The sequence below is a fragment of the Neptunitalea lumnitzerae genome (genome assembly GCF_027924185.1).
Lineage (GTDB): Bacteria > Bacteroidota > Bacteroidia > Flavobacteriales > Flavobacteriaceae > Neptunitalea > Neptunitalea lumnitzerae.
The window spans coordinates 60,869-78,038 of the sequence record NZ_BRVO01000003.1 but is presented as its reverse complement, the minus strand read 5'-3'; the positions used below and the strand labels follow the sequence as shown (position 1 = coordinate 78,038).

The 17,170-nt window shown below is 31.6% G+C and carries 15 protein-coding genes and 1 other RNA gene; 6 read left to right on the top strand and 10 right to left on the bottom strand.

The features are described 5' to 3' along the window. Nucleotides 1–240: 240 nt before the first annotated feature. Together Y10_RS12635 and rnpB are read left to right on the top strand one after the other, a co-directional pair. Nucleotides 241–1,302 (top strand): TlpA disulfide reductase family protein, encoded by a 1,062-nt coding sequence (locus Y10_RS12635; protein ID WP_281765770.1) that lies wholly within the window; start codon nt 241–243, stop codon nt 1,300–1,302. A gap of 41 nt (nt 1,303–1,343) precedes the next feature. Next, nucleotides 1,344–1,636, top strand: an RNA gene (gene rnpB / locus Y10_RS12630) — RNase P RNA component class A. Here the strand turns inward: rnpB and Y10_RS12625 are convergent. The 3 genes from Y10_RS12625 to Y10_RS12615 are packed head-to-tail and all read right to left on the bottom strand — an operon-like array spanning nt 1,632 to nt 3,671. Then, nucleotides 1,632–2,201, bottom strand: a complete 570-nt coding sequence (locus Y10_RS12625) for an RsmD family RNA methyltransferase (protein ID WP_281765769.1) — start codon at nt 2,199–2,201, stop codon at nt 1,632–1,634. The two genes, rnpB and Y10_RS12625, sit on opposite strands and share 5 nt — an antisense overlap. Continuing rightward, on the bottom strand, nt 2,198–3,043 hold the full coding sequence (locus tag Y10_RS12620) for a DUF3822 family protein (RefSeq protein ID WP_281765768.1): 846 nt from the start codon (nt 3,041–3,043) through the stop codon (nt 2,198–2,200). The genes Y10_RS12625 and Y10_RS12620 overlap by 4 nt, the downstream gene beginning before the upstream one ends. Further along, entirely contained in the window at nt 3,018–3,671 is a 654-nt protein-coding gene (locus tag Y10_RS12615; RefSeq protein ID WP_281765767.1) for a hypothetical protein, read from the bottom strand. The genes Y10_RS12620 and Y10_RS12615 overlap by 26 nt, the downstream gene beginning before the upstream one ends. Nucleotides 3,672–3,841: 170 nt before the next feature. On the opposite strand from Y10_RS12615, the gene Y10_RS12610 reads away from it, so the two are divergent. Genes Y10_RS12610 through Y10_RS12595 form a run of 4 tightly spaced genes read left to right on the top strand, consistent with a single transcriptional unit; the run spans nt 3,842 to nt 7,528 of the window. Next, the gene (locus tag Y10_RS12610; protein ID WP_281765766.1) at nt 3,842–5,266 is read left to right on the top strand and encodes an ATP-dependent DNA helicase; all 1,425 of its coding nucleotides are present in this window, start codon (nt 3,842–3,844) and stop codon (nt 5,264–5,266) included. A gap of 50 nt (nt 5,267–5,316) precedes the next feature. Continuing rightward, complete coding sequence (kdsB, locus tag Y10_RS12605) at nt 5,317–6,054, top strand: 3-deoxy-manno-octulosonate cytidylyltransferase (protein WP_281765765.1); 738 nt, start codon at nt 5,317–5,319, stop codon at nt 6,052–6,054. After that, a complete protein-coding gene (locus Y10_RS12600) occupies nt 6,047–6,745 on the top strand; it encodes an HAD family hydrolase (RefSeq protein ID WP_281765764.1) in 699 nt (232 codons plus the stop codon). The genes kdsB and Y10_RS12600 overlap by 8 nt, the downstream gene beginning before the upstream one ends. Before the next feature lie 12 nt (nt 6,746–6,757). Then, on the top strand, nt 6,758–7,528 hold the full coding sequence (locus Y10_RS12595) for a class I SAM-dependent methyltransferase (RefSeq protein WP_281765763.1): 771 nt from the start codon (nt 6,758–6,760) through the stop codon (nt 7,526–7,528). Here the strand turns inward: Y10_RS12595 and Y10_RS12590 are convergent, their stop codons facing one another. The 7 genes from Y10_RS12590 to gcvT all read right to left on the bottom strand — a co-directional run bounded on the left by Y10_RS12590 (nt 7,529) and on the right by gcvT (nt 17,145). Next, nucleotides 7,529–9,019, bottom strand: a complete 1,491-nt coding sequence (locus Y10_RS12590; RefSeq protein WP_281765762.1) for a carboxypeptidase-like regulatory domain-containing protein — start codon at nt 9,017–9,019, stop codon at nt 7,529–7,531. 373 nt (nt 9,020–9,392) lie between these two features. After that, nucleotides 9,393–10,802, bottom strand: a complete 1,410-nt coding sequence (locus Y10_RS12585; RefSeq protein ID WP_281765761.1) for a tetratricopeptide repeat protein — start codon at nt 10,800–10,802, stop codon at nt 9,393–9,395. A 203-nt stretch (nt 10,803–11,005) separates the two neighbouring features. Next, nucleotides 11,006–11,719 carry a YebC/PmpR family DNA-binding transcriptional regulator gene (locus Y10_RS12580; RefSeq protein ID WP_281765760.1) on the bottom strand — a complete coding sequence of 238 codons (714 nt, stop codon included), beginning with the start codon at nt 11,717–11,719 and terminating at the stop codon, nt 11,006–11,008. Between the two features lie 53 nt (nt 11,720–11,772). Next, complete coding sequence (locus Y10_RS12575; RefSeq protein ID WP_281765759.1) at nt 11,773–12,813, bottom strand: LIC11966 family surface protein; 1,041 nt, start codon at nt 12,811–12,813, stop codon at nt 11,773–11,775. 7 nt (nt 12,814–12,820) lie between these two features. Next, nucleotides 12,821–14,857, bottom strand: coding sequence for a carboxy terminal-processing peptidase (locus tag Y10_RS12570; RefSeq protein ID WP_281765758.1), 2,037 nt, complete (start codon nt 14,855–14,857; stop codon nt 12,821–12,823). Between the two features lie 55 nt (nt 14,858–14,912). Then, nucleotides 14,913–15,728, bottom strand: a complete 816-nt coding sequence (locus Y10_RS12565) for a sugar nucleotide-binding protein (protein WP_281765757.1) — start codon at nt 15,726–15,728, stop codon at nt 14,913–14,915. A gap of 331 nt (nt 15,729–16,059) precedes the next feature. Then, nucleotides 16,060–17,145 carry a glycine cleavage system aminomethyltransferase GcvT gene (gene gcvT, locus Y10_RS12560; RefSeq protein ID WP_281765756.1) on the bottom strand — a complete coding sequence of 362 codons (1,086 nt, stop codon included), beginning with the start codon at nt 17,143–17,145 and terminating at the stop codon, nt 16,060–16,062. Nucleotides 17,146–17,170 lie beyond the last annotated feature (25 nt).

Sequence of the window (17,170 nt, the reverse complement as noted above, 5' to 3'; positions counted from 1 at the left end):
TACTTATTAACATTCATTGACGGTGCTATGTTATAAAACTTTAGATAGCTGTTTTTATTGCTTATTTAATAAATGAATAATCTGTTTGTTAAATGGTTAATTCGGTTTGCTTTTCTGGGGATAGTATATCCAATAACGTTCTCTGGTTATTAGTTTTATAAAAGTTTGTTTCATCTATACTAAGTGTAAATTATTTACGTTTAGTAGGAAAAGTATTGTTATAGTAAAACTTATTTTATTTTGAAACACTTATATTCTTTTGGTTTAATCATTGTTTTAGTAGTCTTTTTATCTAACTGTTCGGAAAAGCAGAAAGCTATAGATAATACCTTTGAGGTTGCTGGTGAATTTGTAAATGATTATAATGATAGCATTTATATAGATTATGGGAACCATAGCGATAGTATGGTGGTACGTGATGGAAAGTTTTCATTTAAAGGAGTGTTGAATGCTGATAATAATAATGACAGAGAAGCATTTATTTCTTTAAAGAATAACGGTGGTTATGGCGTTGTTTTTTTAGATAAGGGTACTATAAATTTGAAATTAGAGCAGTTAAGTACTGAGTTTGAAGGGGATGTTTTCAATTGGGCAAAAGTCGTATCAGTTACAGGATCCAGAAACCATGCTATTTGGGATTCATTGGTTACGTTTAGAAATGCTCATTACAAGGAAGATAATTTTGGGGAAATATTGTTAAATAGACTTAAAACTGTTGCAGATACGGCTCCTAGTTCACCCATAATTGGAAGAATGTTTTACTTAAATGCAAACAATCATATCTTTCCTAAAGACAGTGTGGCTAATTTTAAGAGGTTATTAGATACTACAGCTATGTTTGCAGATGATGTAGCTAATTTGAATGCAATAGTAGATGCTGCTAGAAGATTAGAAAAAGGAGTGGCTTTAAAATTGTTTACTCTTGAAAATGTTGAAGGTAAAAGTGAAGGGTTTTATAAACCTAATACAGGTAAGTATACTTTAATAGATTTTTGGGCGTCTTGGTGTGCTCCCTGTTACGAAAGAAATAAAGACTTGAAAAAATTGTATACTACTTATGGTGATGTTTTTAATGTTATTGGTATTTCTTTAGATGATGAAAAGCAAGAGTGGTTAGAAGGAATAGCGGAGCAAGAACTTAAATGGAATAATTATATGGTAGCAAATGATTGGGATGCTGAAATATGTGCATACTATGGTATTATATCTATTCCGTTCAATATTTTAGTAGACAGCCAAGGCAAAATAATAGAGGTAAACATAACCAATGAAGCGTTAGAAAAAATAGTAAGTAGTTTATAATATTAGTTAATATCAAATTAAAAGAATTACTTTTGCGGCTAGAAGCAGGCTTCCTTATCGCTCGGTTTACCGAGAGGAAAGTCCGGACACCATAGAGTACGTATAGCGGCTAACGGCCGTCCGTTGCGAGACGAGGACAAGTGCAACAGAAAGAATGTACAGGTAATGCTGTAGTGAAATCAGGTAAACTCTATACGGTGCAACGCCATGTATACCAACGCTTGAGGGCTACTCGTTCAATGTTGGAGGGTAGGCGGTTAGAACTTGCGGGTAACTGCAAGTCTAGATAAATGATAAGGCTTAGACAGAATCCGGCTTATGGCCTGCTTTTAATTTTCTTCTTCTGTTTCAGATTCTTCTTCAGGTAGTTCAAAAAAACTAAACACACTACCACCATATCTTTTTAGAAAGCTAAAGTTTGGTAGCTCAGATAAGTTTGTATGCTTAGAGTGTTCTACAATTAAAAAACCTTCTTCACTTACTAAGTTTCTTTCAAAGGCAAGTGTTACAATTTTAGCAAATTGCGCATCGGTAAAGTCGTAAGGTGGGTCTGCAAAAACAATGTCTGCAGTCATAGCAGTTTTTTCCAGAAATTTAAATACATCACTCTTAATAGTGTTGATGTTAAAATCTAGCTCTCTGCTGGTTTTGCTTATAAACTGAATACAACCTGAGTTTTGGTCTACACTAGTAATCGTTTTACAACCACGACTAGCGAATTCATAACTAATGTTACCGGTACCAGAAAATAAATCTAACAGACTTATTTCATCAAAATAATAGTAGTTATTAAGTATATTAAAAAGCGATTCTTTTGCAAAATCTGTAGTAGGTCTTACAGGTAATTTGGCGGGAGCCATTAATCGTTTTCCTTTATGTGATCCTGAAATAATTCTCACTGTAATATGTTTATAAGGGCAAAGTTATTTAAAATTTCGTTTGCCGACATGTTTAAATATTTTTCGAACAAAGGCTTCTCTTTATAAATGGCTACATTTCTAATGTATGTATAGGCAATATTAAATAAAGGATGCTCTTTATCTACAGCGGCAATAAAGGTGGTAGGTATAAGCTCTGGGTTTAGTTCTAATTGTTCGTAAACAAACAGCAGATAATAAATAAAATCTTCTTTAGATTGATATTTAAAGTTGTTGTAGAAAATTAATTTCTTTTGTTTAATAACTATTATCTGAAACTCATCTTTACCTGTTAGGTGAATGTATACATTTTCCTTATCAGTGTTTTTAGATAGGTTTACTAGTTTAGATACAAGAATAGTAGCAAAATGTTCGTAGTCAAATTGCCCAAACCAATCTAAAAAGAAATTGTTTACATTAACAAATGGTATATATACATTAACAAGTTCGCTACTCTCAATTTTATCATAAGTAATAAAATCAGTAGTTAAAATTTTAATGTTGTATTTAAGATATTCTGCAAGGTGCTCTTCATCAAAAACAGCATTTGGTACAAAAGCTGAAAGATGATTTACGTAGATTACTTTAAGAGAATCAAAGTCTTGTTGAAGAATTTCAGTAGCTTCAATAATCTGTTTTACTTCGTTTAATAACAATTCGGGGTTATTGCTATTTTGTTTAGAGAAATCAAAAGAGCGTAACTCTTCAATGGTATTGGCTAAAGTGTTATGGATACAAAAAGAAAGTCCATTCAGGCTAATCTGAATGGACAATGCTTTATATGTTTTATGTAATATGTTACTTTTTGTTAGTCTTAGCGTCATAGATAGTAGGCCAGTTACCATTTGTACTAACTTCTTCTAAAGACCCAACCATAATTTCTGGTCCTTTAATGTCTTCAGTAATATTTTCAGCATTTTTCTCCATTTCAATCATTTCAGGAGATTGGTCAGCTAAAATATCTTCTTTTTTCGCTTTAGCAACAAAAACAGGTGCGTCATAGTTGTTTTTAGTAATAGTACCTGCTTCAAGTTCAAATTTCTTATCGTTAGTGTAAGGAATGAACATCATTTTCTTATAACGATCAGAATTTTTAAATAATGAATCTTTTACAGAAACAGTACCAATAGTATCAACAATCTTAGATTCTTTAAGAACATCAATTCTATAAGTAGGATCATATTCCATCCAAGATGTATCTCTTTGAGAAGTAAGAGTGTACTCTCCGTTTTCAATAAAAGTTACTAGGGTGTCAAAACTTCCTGTATACTTACCATTCACAGTTCTGTAAGCTTCTTCACTATTCCTAATATCCTTTAATTTTGAGATTACGCTAGCATAACGTTTCTCTTTTGTTTTCTTAAATTCTAAAGGACCCGATACAGATTGATAAATCTTGTAGCAGAAAAAACCGCTTAATATCCAAAGGACAACTTGTGCAACTATTTTCATTTTGTTAATTGTGAAATTATTTTATACTGGTTTACGCAAATCTACAATTTTTTTTAATTCAAAAAAGGATTTAACAATAAAATCATTTTAGGTATTTGTTAACAATAATAATGCCAAAATAATTTCTAAAGGATTCCTTTTTTTTAAATTTGAAGAATTAATCATTTTTTATGGAATCTGGCGACTTTTATAGGCTTTTACTTGAGAAATTTCCTTTTGAACCTACGACTGTGCAAAATATTGTTTTGCAAAAACTTTCGGAGTTTTTATTATCAAAGGAAAAAGATCAGGTGTTTTTACTCAAAGGTTTTGCCGGTACGGGTAAAACAACCATTATTGCTACTACGGTTATCAATTTGTGGCACGCACGTTTAAAGGCTGTTTTATTGGCACCAACAGGTAGAGCGGCTAAGGTAATTACTAGTTATTCTAATACTACGGCCTACACTATTCATAAAAAAATATATTTTCCTAAGAAACAACAAAACGGAGGGGTAGCTTTTACATTACAACCAAATAAGCACCGGAATACCGTGTTTATTGTAGATGAAGCTTCTATGATACCTGATATAAATACCGATAGTAAATTGTTTGAAAATGGATCTTTGTTAGACGATTTAATTCAATACGTTTATTCTGGTCATCAATGTAAATTGTTGTTAATTGGAGATACGGCACAGTTGCCACCAGTAAATTTAAGTGTAAGTCCTGCTTTAGAATCACATACCTTAAGCAATCATTATAATAAAGAAGTTACATCATTAGAAATGGATGAAGTAATGAGACAGGCTGAAGGTTCTGGTATTTTATATAACGCTACCAATATTAGAGAGCAAATAGCAGAAGATTTTACCATGGATTTTCAATTTCAGATTCAAGGTTTCTTTGATATTGTTAGACTAACCGATGGTTATGAAATACAAGAGGCTATAGATCAGGCATACAGTGAGGTTGGAAGAGAAGAAACCGTACTTATAGTAAGGTCTAATAAACGGGCCAATTTATACAATCAGCAGATACGTACTAAGATTCTATTTAATGAAAATGAATTATCTCCAGGCGATTTTGTAATGGTGGTTAAAAATAATTATTTCTGGATTAAAGCTACTTCTGATGCTGGGTTTATTGCAAATGGAGATATTTTAGAGGTGCTAGAGATTTTTGCTATCAAAGAATTGTATGGGTTTAGGTTTGCAGAAGTAAAAGTGCAAATGGTAGATTACCCTTCTATGAAACCTTTTGAAACGGTTTTGATGTTAGACACTATTATGGCAGAAACGCCATCTTTATCTTATGATGATAGTAATAAACTTTATCAAGAGGTAATGAAAGATTATGAAGAAGAAAGGTCTAATTATAAGAAGTTTTTAAAGGTTAAAAGCAATCCATTTTTTAACGCCCTACAAGTAAAATTCTCTTATGCCGTTACATGCCATAAATCGCAAGGGGGGCAATGGAGTACCGTTTTTATAGAGCAGCCTTATTTACCAGATGGTATAACCATAGATTATTTGCGTTGGTTGTATACAGCAGTTACTAGGGCAAAGGATAAGCTTTATTTAATTGGTTTTAAAGATGAATATTTTACCAATTAGTAAAGTAGTTTGTAAATTAAGATATAACTTAGCATATAATATAAAGTTTTATGAGAGTAATAGCAATGATACCTGCACGCTATGCAGCATCTAGATTTCCGGCTAAATTAATGCAGGAACTGGAAGGAAAAACGGTGATACTTAGAACCTATGAGGCAGCAGTGGCTACCGGGTTGTTTGATGATGTTTTTGTGGTTACCGATAGCGATATTATTTTTAATGAAATATCGAATAACGGCGGGAAGGCTATTATGAGTATTGAGGAGCATGAATGTGGAAGCGATAGAATAGCGGAAGCAGTTGCCGATATGGATGTAGATATAGTGGTAAATGTTCAGGGAGACGAGCCTTTTACAGAAAAGAAAAGTTTGGGGAAAGTTTTAGAGGTTTTTAAAGATGATGATGAAAAAGAGATTGACTTAGCATCTTTAATGACACCTTTAACAGATTGGGAAGATGTGGAGAACCCAAATAATGTAAAGGTAATTGTAGATAATAGAAGTTTTGCTTTGTATTTTTCAAGATCACCAATACCTTATCCTAGAAGTAAGGATGCGCATACAAAATACTTTAAGCACAAAGGTATTTATGCTTTTAGAAAAGAAGCGTTGATTGCATTTCCTAAAATGAAAATGCAGATGTTAGAGGCTACCGAAAAGATTGAAGCCATAAGATATTTGGAGTATGGTAAAAAGATAAAAATGGTGGAAACAGATGTTACCGGTATTGAAATAGATACTCCAGAAGATTTAGAAAAAGCTAAAAAAATACTTTCATCTAATGTTTAACAATATTAAAGTTATAGGGTTTGATGCTGATGATACGCTGTGGGTAAACGAAACCTATTTTAGAGATACCGAAAAGGTGTTTGCAGAGTTATTGTCTGGCTACGAAACGTTGAACAAAATAGATCAGGAGCTTTTTAAAAAAGAGATAGATAATCTTGAAATATACGGTTACGGTATTAAGGGGTTTGTATTGTCTATGGTAGAATCTGCCATAGAGTTGTCTAACGGAAATGTATCTGCTCAGGTTATTGAAAAGATATTGAACCTTGGTAAAGAGATGCTTTCTAAGCCGGTAGAATTATTAGATGGAGTAGAAGATGTGCTAAAGGCACTGCATGGTAAGTATAAATTAATAGTGCTAACCAAAGGAGATTTGTTAGACCAAAAGAGAAAGCTAGAGAAATCTAATCTGAGTGATTATTTTCATCATATTGAGGTGATGACTGAAAAATCTGAGAAAGACTATCAAGAGGTGTTAAAACACCTTGATATAAAGGCTGACGAGTTTTTAATGGTAGGAAATTCATTAAAGTCAGATGTATTGCCTTTGCTAAAATTAGGTAGTAATGCGGTGCATGTGCCTTTTCATATTACCTGGGCACATGAAACGGTTTCAGAAAACACTGTAGCCAAGACCAATATAGTTACGTTAACTTCTTTAAAAGAGCTTTTAAATCATATAAAAATCTAATGTATTTTTTGCATGGATGCTAATAATCAAAAATGGAATGCTTCTTTGTATGTAGATAAACATGCTTTTGTGTATGAGTATGGAGAAGATTTAATTAGATTATTAGATGTGAAAGAAGGTGAAGAGATTTTAGATATAGGTTGTGGAACCGGACAATTAACGGCAGTTATAAAACAACAGGGAGCCTTTGTAACGGGCTTAGATGCTTCACAAGATATGATAGAGAAAGCTTGTGATTTATACCCTGATATAGCTTTTAAGGTAGCAAATGTGGCCGATTTTACTTTACAAACGCCTGTAGATGCTATTTTTTCTAATGCTACGCTGCATTGGGTGTTAGATTATCAAGAGGCAGCTAAATGTATGTATAATGCACTAAAACCTAATGGTAGACTGGTGGTTGAGTTTGGAGGTAAAGGGAATGTAGATATGGTAATTAGTACCTTGAAAAAGGTGTTGAAAGATTATGGGTATTTTACTAATGCTAAGATTCAACCTTGGTTTTTTCCATCTATTAGTGCGTATACAGCTGTATTAGAAAATATTGGTTTTACGGTAACTCTTGCACAGTTATACGATAGACCAACATTACTTGCAGATAGTAAAAAAGGCATAGAAGATTGGTTACAAATGTTTGCCACATCTTTTTTTGAGGGTATACCAGAGGCTCAGGTTGTAGCTATATGTAAAGAGGTACAAAATGAATTGTACCCCTTTCTTTATAAAAATGATAATTGGTATGCAGATTATAAGCGTTTACGAGTAATAGCTGTAAAACTCTAATTAATCGTCTTGCCCATAATTTTTAATGTCTTCTATTGGTGCAATTACATTGTACCCTTCCCAAATAGTAGGGTTGTATTTTTCAATTTCAACAGGTGTGAATTTTTCTTGAGCTTCTATTTCTGAAAATTGTTGCTCGTTTATAGTTGTTTGATTTAGTACATAATACTCTCTTACACTATACACATTGGTTTCAAAAGTAAAATCAAATTTTAAAATTTGTTTGTCTTCAGATCGGTCTGCTCTGTTTTTTATAAACTTTATAGGTCTGCTCATGTACGCGTACATACCATCTTCTTTTTTAACAAATTTAATCTCATATTTTCCTTCGTCATTCTTTTGAAAAACATAAGTCATACCAACTCTGTCTTGTCTAAATTTAACTCCTAGTAAAAACTTTAAGTTAAGGTTGTGGAGATTTTTATCTGGTTGCATTTTACATTCTAGTCTAACCAATGCATAGTCAAATGCATTTATATACATTTTACCTGAGTAATCTGCGCTTCCTTTTCTTGGTGTAAATGTAATGATGTAAACCGTTTCATCATCAATGGTGGTATATCCGTCAAGCGTATAATCGTATCTGTTTTGTTTTTCAAAGAAATCTACATCCTCGTTGTCATAAAACTTTAAAAACTCAATGTTTTTAGCTACTAAATTTTTCTTCAGATAAGAGGTGTTACCTTTTAATGAGTCATTGTCCTCCTCAAAAATATCGGCTGTTGTTAGGGAGTCTTCTACTTTAAATAAGCCTGTTTTAACTTTATACGATGCATCAGGGTCTAAATAGTTTTTGATTAGGTTTATCACCTTCTCGCTCATTTTATCTTCTGATATTTCTTGATCTTTATTTTTAAGGTATATTCCTTTTTGAATAAAAAGTTTAGAAGAATCTTTATGAAAAGCTAAATCGCCTAAATACTCTACAAAGTATTTAAAATTTTGTCCTTTTACATCTTTAGTGAATTTTTCAATATCGGCGTTTAATCCTTTTCTTGCCTTTCTGTCAAGGTCGGTAGCTCTGTCTATTTCAAATTCAAAATCTTCTAGTGTGGTAGCGGTAGAAGTCCTTAAAAAGAAAGTTTGACTGAAATTATTTAGTGTATAATTATCAGGAGCTTTTTCAAGCATGGTATTAATAATTTCTAAGGGAGTTAATTCCTTATTACTTACCATAACGGCGCCTAATTCATTTACCTTTTCTATTAAAACATAGGTGTCGTCAGGTTTTATATTACTAATAGGAATCTCTAAAGTTTCGTATCCCATATAGGAGATTTCTAATCTTGAATTCTCATTGGTTACAGGTATAATAATGCTAAACTCTCCTTCTTGATTAGAGAGTACTCCGTAATTTTTACCAATTTGTACAGTGGCATACGAAATAGGTGTGTTGTTTGTGTCAGTTATTTTTCCTTTAAGAGATTGGGAAAAGGCAGTAATATAAATGAAGCAAGAAAGGAATAGTAGTAAACTGTTTTTAGATCTCATATACAAAATGGTTTTGCTTATAAGACTAATATATAAATATAACGTTACAAAAATGCATAAAAAAACCTGCAAAGCAGGTTTTTTTTAATAGTTGGATGGATGATTAATGAAGCGTACTTCATTACAATATTGTTAAAGTAAGTTTAATGTTGGATGGAAAACTTAATTTTTATTGATATTCTAAAAGTATATAAAACGTGCTAGATGATGAGAAAATAAGGTACACAATTGCTTACTTATATGCATAAATGCACATACTCATTAGCTACTCTCTGATGATTTTTCGATTTTAATCAGATTTATTAAGGAAATGATAAATAAAAGCTTGTGTTTTGAATATTTATCACTTGGTATAAGAGGTGGTAATTTTAGTCTAAATGCTACTAAACCAATTGTACGTATCTATTTCTTTAGGAATGTTGAGTTTTTTTCTAATTCTGTGTTTTTTGTTTTGAACAGTTCTTGTTTCTATAAAAGTGTATTGAGCAATTTTTTTAGTGGACAAGTTTAGTTTTAGCAAAGCACAAAAAGTAATTTCAGAAATATTTAATTCAGGATTAATGTTTAATAGGTTTTTTCTGAAATTTGGAAAAATTTCTTCAAAAGTAGTCAAAAATGCAGGATCGTCTTTTTTGATGAGCTCTATCAGTAAATCAAAATTTTTGTTGAGTTTTTCTTGTGATGTTTCCGGATTGGTAATAGTGCCTGTTTTTCTTTTCTTAAAATAATAAAACATTCCTATACTTACTATAGCAATTATGGTAATTGCGCTAATTAGGATTATAGTAAAAGAAGTTTGGTTATTTTCTTCTTCAGAGGATTCTTCTTTTATTATTTTTTTTAACGAGTTGTATTTGTTTTCAAGCGCATCGTGCTCATACTCCTTTAGTTTTTGGTTAAAATACGCCGCAGAATCCTGTTTGCCTATTTCAGCATATACTTTAGAAAGACCTTTATAGAGTTCTCCTTTATTAAGGGCATCTCTATACTTACTAATTATTTTGTACGCTTTTAAATAATTAGTTAATGCAAGATGCGTGTTGTTTTGGTGTTCATATACTTTTCCTAAAATAAAGAAATTTGCACCGTTAATATTTATCTGTGGGTATTCTGTGTCTTCTAGTGCTATTGATTTTTGCACATAATATTCGGCAGAGTCTATATTGAATTTTATATAAAGATTAGCTAAATTAGAGTAGTTTACATATTGGAACTGATTATACATGGTGGAATCTTTGAGAAATTCACCAGAATTTATAACTCTTTTAATCTTGGCTATAGCCTTGTTGTATTCTTTATTGTCATAATAAATATTAGCTTGACTTAGTAATATGTTGGATTGAATGTAGAAGGTTCTATTGCTTTGAAGCGCTGTTTCTTTGATAAAACTTTCAGCTTTGTTTAGGGTTTCTAAAGCCTTTTCTGGCATATCATTCATAGAATAGCTTTCTGATATGTACAGATTTGCTGCTGATTGGTATTCTGTATTTTGATATTCTGTGGCTTTCTGTTCTAAAATTTTAGCAGATGTAATAAGTTTTTCTAGGTCTGCTATGTTGTAGAAGTAGTGACATTGCCTGTCTAACAAAAGTAATTCGGTAGCTGTTTTTTTTTCTTGATTGGCTTGCTCTATAAGCAGTGGAAGCTCATAATAAGCACTATCCATATTTTTTTGAAAAAGTATTCCATTATCTCTTACCTTTTCTTCCAATGATTGTGAATAGGATAGGAAAGGAAATAGAAGGCTTAATGCTATTATGAATATAAATTTATGCTTTTCCATAAAGGGAAATGTTCCACTCAATTTTTCATTAAATGTACTTAGAAATATGAAAACAATTGATTTGGAATATAATTTTTTATTGTTATAAAAATTACATTTTGTTTACATAATGCTTATATAATTAACAGTTTGTAAGTATGTGTAATAAAAAAGGCAGAATTCTATTAAAGAAATCTGCCTTTTTGTATTTTTTTTCTGGAGAATTATTCTTCTGCCATGGTATGGAAAACGTTTTGTACGTCTTCATCTTCCTCTATTTTTTCAAGTAGTTTTTCAACGTCTGCAACTTCTTCTTCGGTAAGTTTTTTTGTTACCTGCGGAATTCTGTCAAAACCAGAAGAAAGTATTTCAATATTTCTTTCTTCTAATTCCTTTTGGATACCACCAAAGCTTTCAAAAGGAGCGTAGATGTGAATACCATCTTCATCTGCAAAAACTTCTTCTGCACCAAAGTCAATCATTTCTAACTCTAGCTCTTCCGGATCTAAACCTTCTGCATTAATTCTAAAATTACAAGTATGATCAAACATAAATTCTACAGATCCACTAGTACCTAAGTTACCGTTACATTTGTTAAAATAACTTCTAATGTTAGCAACTGTTCTATTATTATTATCGGTAGCTGTTTCAATAAGAATGGCAATACCATGTGGTGCATATCCTTCAAATAAAACTTCTTTGTAATCACCTTGGCTTTTATCAGAAGCTCTTTTAATGGCACGCTCAATGTTATCTTTAGGCATATTAGCCGCTTTGGCATTTTGTATAACCGCTCTCAAACGAGAGTTAGCGTCAGGGTCTGGTCCCCCTTCTTTAACAGCCATTACAATATCCTTACCTATTCTAGTAAATGTTTTGGCCATTGCAGACCATCTTTTCATTTTTCTAGCTTTTCTAAACTCAAAAGCTCTTCCCATAGTACTGGTTTTTTAACTGTTGTTACAATTTGTATGCAAATATAAAGGTTGTTTTAATTTTTTGGAATATGCTGGCTTAAAAAGTTGTTACTTGTGCTTTCCCATTGTTGCAATAACCTAGATCTTTCTTTATTTAATACGTCGTTTGTTTTGTTATAAGCGGCAACTTGCTTATTAACATCTTTAATTAAGTTGTTGTATTCTTCTATTTCTTCTTTAGTTCTGTCTTTTGGTTTTTTATTTTCAATAGCTTTTCCCATTTTTTCAATTTTATCATTTAACAGGAGAAAGTCTATCATTATCGGTATTTGTACTTCGGCTTCATCTTTGTAAAAAAGTAGTACATCTTTAGTCGCCTTAAGTAAAGAAGTGTCGTTTTGGTAAGGTTTTATTTGTGCTAAAGTATCTAACCCTTCGTTTGCAAATAATAATAGGGTAGAGGCTTTCTGTTGTATTTCGCCTACATTGTTAGAGCTTAAAGAAACTACCAATTCACTTTCTTGAAAATTAGCTTTAAAAAAAGGAAGATAGGTACTGTTTTTATGTTTAAAAACGTCATTAGATATTTTCATTTTTTTGGCAAGTTTAGTCTCTTTGCCTTCTAATAGTGTTACATCATATTTCTTAGCAAAAACACCTTGACTTTTATTTATGCTATCTAAGGCTGTTTCTAATTTTTTATCTACTTGCTCTTGCATTAAAATGTATGCTTCCATGTAATCGTAAGATTGTTCTGCAATTTCCTTCATGTCAACAATCTTGGCGTAATCGTTATTAATTACATTTTCATAGATATTTAAAAATTCTATGAATTGATTTTTATAGGTATCATCATTATTATAGGATGCTGCTTTTTTAATTTTTTCTCTTGAATTTTGAATCTGTACAACTAATAGCTTTCTAGTTTTTTCAATTTTTTTAGGTCGTTTGTCATGTGCTACGGCTTTGGTATATTGCCAAACTTGGTTGTTAAGCTTGTCGTTTTCTGAGGTAATAAACTGCAAGTATTCTACAGGTGTTTTAAAATCTTGTGCGTTTGCAGTAGCTGTTGATGCTATGATCGTAATTATACACAAGTAAAAAAGTTTTTTCATTGGTTTATTATTTATTGGTTAGTAGGTCGGTTATTATTTTATAGGTTTCGCTTAATTCATAATCTTTTAAAAGGTCTTCTCTTTTTTTAGTATTGATTTCATTGACTTCATCATTTTTAGATATAATTTCTTTATTAGCTAAGGTGTTGTCAATTTTAAAACTGTTGTCAGTAGTGTATACACTGTCCATTTGTGTCCAGATGGCATCAAACTTTTCTTTACGAGATATAACACCTTTTAGGCTAAGAGGTATGGTGGTGGTATCATCAAAATAGGTGTGAAGATCTGTGTCAATCTTTTTTATTAACTGAATGTTTTTTGAGATTTCTAAACGTTCTTTACTTTGTTCAATTAGGCGTTGTAGATTTCTTTTTACAGGTATTTTAAAGTATGTGTTTTTTACAATAGTATCGTTTGCTAAAACATTTTCATAGTGAGATTCTCTGTAGCTAAATGATTCTAGTAGAGATGGTATGCTAAAGTCTGGTACAACACCATCTTTTTGCCAAGATTCTCCAGTAATTCTGTACAGTCTTTCAAAAGTTACTTTTACATAACCTGCATTTGGGTTATTTGGGTTAGCCGTAAAAATTGTTTGTCCACTAGCTTTGCCAAAGGTGGTGGTGCCTACTACAATTGCTCTTTGATGATCTTGTAGAGATGCTGTTACGTATTCAGAGGCGGAAGCTGAGTTTTCATTCACTAAAATAATTAAGGGTTTACTAAATACAGTTCCTCTATTATAATCTTTTACAATTTCTTTGTTGTTTTCTCTTGTGTTTACTATTGCAACTGGACCTCTGTCTATAAACAAACCTACTAGGTCAGTAGCTTCTTTTAAAGATCCGCCGCCATTGTTTCGTAAGTCTAAAATTAGCGCTTCAACTTTTTCTTTGTTAAGTCGTAATAGTTCTTTGGCAATATCATTTGCGCAACCCATCCCAAAATCTTCACTGGTGTAAAATCCTGGTAATTTTATATAACCTACTTTGTTAGTACCTTTTAAAATAAAACTATCTACGGTGTTGTCTGCAATATGTATAGCTTCTTTTTTAAGGTTGATGGTAGTGGTGGTGTTTGATGATTTCTTTTTAATTCTAAAATGAAGTATTTTATTTTCTGGGTTGTAGATAAAGTTGTAAAGCGTTTCTAAACTAATACAATTCATCTCTAAAGGTATGTTGTTAGCCGTTATGGTGAGTATTTCATCTCCAATTTCAACGAGATTTTCTTTCCAAGCTGTGCAGCCTGCCTGAATTTCACTTACTACAATGTTTCCGTTATCGGTTTTAGAGAATTTCAAGCCAATAGAGTTGTAGTCATCATGTAAGCTTTCGTCAAAGTAGCTTTTATCGCTTGGGTTGAAATAGTTAGTGTGTGGATCAAAATAGCTACAAAATGTATCTAAAAATGCATCTTGCATTGTTTTTTTTAGGTTATGATCGGTTTTTAACTTGTCTTCAATAATACAAATTTCATTATCTATTACCTGTTTTGTTACAGTGTTTATTTTGGTATTGAACGTTTCTGTACTATCTGTTAAATCTAAAAATTTATAAATGGCATCTCTTCGTATTTTTCTAGACCAGTAGGTAGCTTTTTTTTCTTTGGTTTTGGCAAATCTATAGCCAGTGCCACGTTTCGTAAAGTATAAAGAATCGGTTCCGGAAAAGTCCAATTGTTGAATATCTATTTCTTCCAATACTTTTTTAGTTTCATCTAGTCTTATTTTGTAAATAGTGTAGAAGGTATCTATAAAGCTACAATTGTTGTTTAGAATGGCATCGTCTAAATTATACTCAAAATAAGAGTTTAATTTTTCAAAATCCTCTTTTAAAAAATACATTTCATCTTCATCTAATTTTTCTAAAAAATTATGAAAAACATAAGCAGATAAAGAGTCATCTACAGCTTTTGGAGCGTAATGGTATTTTTGTATGATAGAATTTACAGATGATAAGGTTTCGCAAAAATCATCAGTTTGCGAAAACCCTTTCAACGAGCATAGTATTATTAAAGTGATTAGGTAGGGTCTGAACTTCATCTTTTAAGAATAGTTTTATGTAAAAATAAAAAATCATCTTAAAGATAGAAGATAATCATAGTAATTTTATACTATTCTCTATCACATTTTCATTATTGATTTGAAGGTGTTTGGGAAGTTTTTTGTCTTTAGGTATAACAGCTAAAAATCTGTCGAAGTTTGTAGTGTATACATTTTTAAATACCATATTACGTATATCAAGACCATTGCAAATTTCTTTTATAAATTCATCGTGGTGTATTAAATCACTACTTCCTAAGTGAAATATCCCTTTTTTATTTCGGTTAATAAGGTAGTGAATTTGCTGAGCTACTTTATCTGCATACGTTGTGTTCATTACCAAATCTGGGAATACCTCAAAAGGTACACCTACTTTAGCATATTCTGTTAATTCTTTTACTCTAGGAGATTTGTACCCAAAAACCATAGGTAGACGGGCAATAACGTAGTTGTGCTCGGGAAGTCTTAATAGCTTACTTTCAATTCTTATTTTTAGTTTTCCCCAAATACTTTGCGACAATGTTTTGTCAAACTCGTAGGAAGGATAATTGCTAAAAGCATCAAAAACATTGGCTGAAGAAAGAAAAATAAGTTTTCTATTAGATCCTTTAATATAATCAATAAGAGTATCGTGAACTTCTATTTGATTTTCAAAATCTCCTCTTAAAGCAGAAATAATGATGGTTGGTTTTAATTTTTTTAATATTAAATCTATACCCTCAAGTTCCATGTCAAAATGATAGAAATGTTGGTTTTGTCTATATGATTTTTGAGAGTAGTAGGTTCCGTATACATCAAAATATGAGCATAAATCTTTATAGATAGCGTTACCTATAAAACCACTGGCTCCTATGATTAATATTCGGTTCAAATTCTATTAATTTATTTTGTAACATTTATGCTGTGAGGTAATTGAGAAAATGTTTTTGTTAACCTTATGTCCTTCTCCGTTAAGCTTTTAGCATTATGTTTGGTTAAACGTAATTCAATACTAATATAAGTGTAAGTATAAATAAGGTAAAAGATTTAACATTTTAAATATATTCTAAGGATATACGCTGGGGGTTCATCTCTTAATAATATTTAATACTTAGTTAAAACTTCTACTCAAAAAATAAAGATTGAATTGTCAAGGATTTTTTAATTAGAATAAGGAAGACTACCTCGTAGCGAGAAGCCTTAAGGTAGTCTTCTTATGTTTTTTATTTGTTTGAGTAAAAAGGAAGTTTTACTACTGTAGCTGGTATTTGTTTTTTTCTAATTTGAATTTGAATTTGTGTGTCTATGTTGCTATTAGCAATGGTAACGTAGCCTAAACCAATTCCTATTCCTAATGATGGAGACATAGTTCCGCTGGTAACTTCACCAATTGTTTTACCTTCTGTGTCTAATATTTCATATCCATGTCTTGGAATAGCCTTTTCATTCATTTTAAATCCTACAAGTTTTTTAGTAACACCATTTTCCTTTTGTGCTTTAAGGTTTTCTGAGTTAATAAAATCTTTTGTGAACTTAGTAATCCATCCTAAACCAGCCTCAATAGGGGAGGTCTCATCATTAATATCATTGCCGTATAAGCAAAATCCCATTTCTAAACGTAAAGTATCTCTTGCTGCTAAACCAATAGGTTTAATACCAAAAGAGGCGCCGGCTTCCATAACCTTGTCCCAAACTTGTTTTACTTCGGTATTTTTACAATAAATCTCAAAACCTCCGCTTCCTGTATATCCGGTAGCAGAAATAATTACATGCTCAATCCCTGCAAAATCGTTTACTTCAAAATGGTAGTATTTTATAGCAGATAAATCAGTAGAAGTTAAGCTTTGCATAGCTTCTACAGCTTTTGGTCCTTGAATAGCTAATAAAGAATACTCTTCCGAAATATTTCTCATATCTGCATTCATGGTATTGTGGGCAGAAATCCAATTCCAGTCTTTTTCTATATTAGATGCATTTACAACTAACAGGTATTGTTCTTCTTTTATTTGGTAAATAATTAAATCGTCAACAATACCACCATTTTCATTCGGCATGCATGCATATTGCGCTTTGCCTATGGTTAGTTTAGTAGCGTCGTTCGAAGAAATTTTTTGAATAAGTTCTAAGGCATTAGGGCCTGAAACCAAAAACTCACCCATGTGAGAAACATCAAAAACTCCAACACCTTCTCTAACCGTTTGGTGTTCTATAGTTACTCCTTCATATTGTACTGGCATATTATATCCAGCAAAAGGAACCATTTTAGCATTTAATTCAACATGTGTATCGTAAAGTGCTGTGTTTTTCATAATTCTAAATCAAGTGTGTTTATAA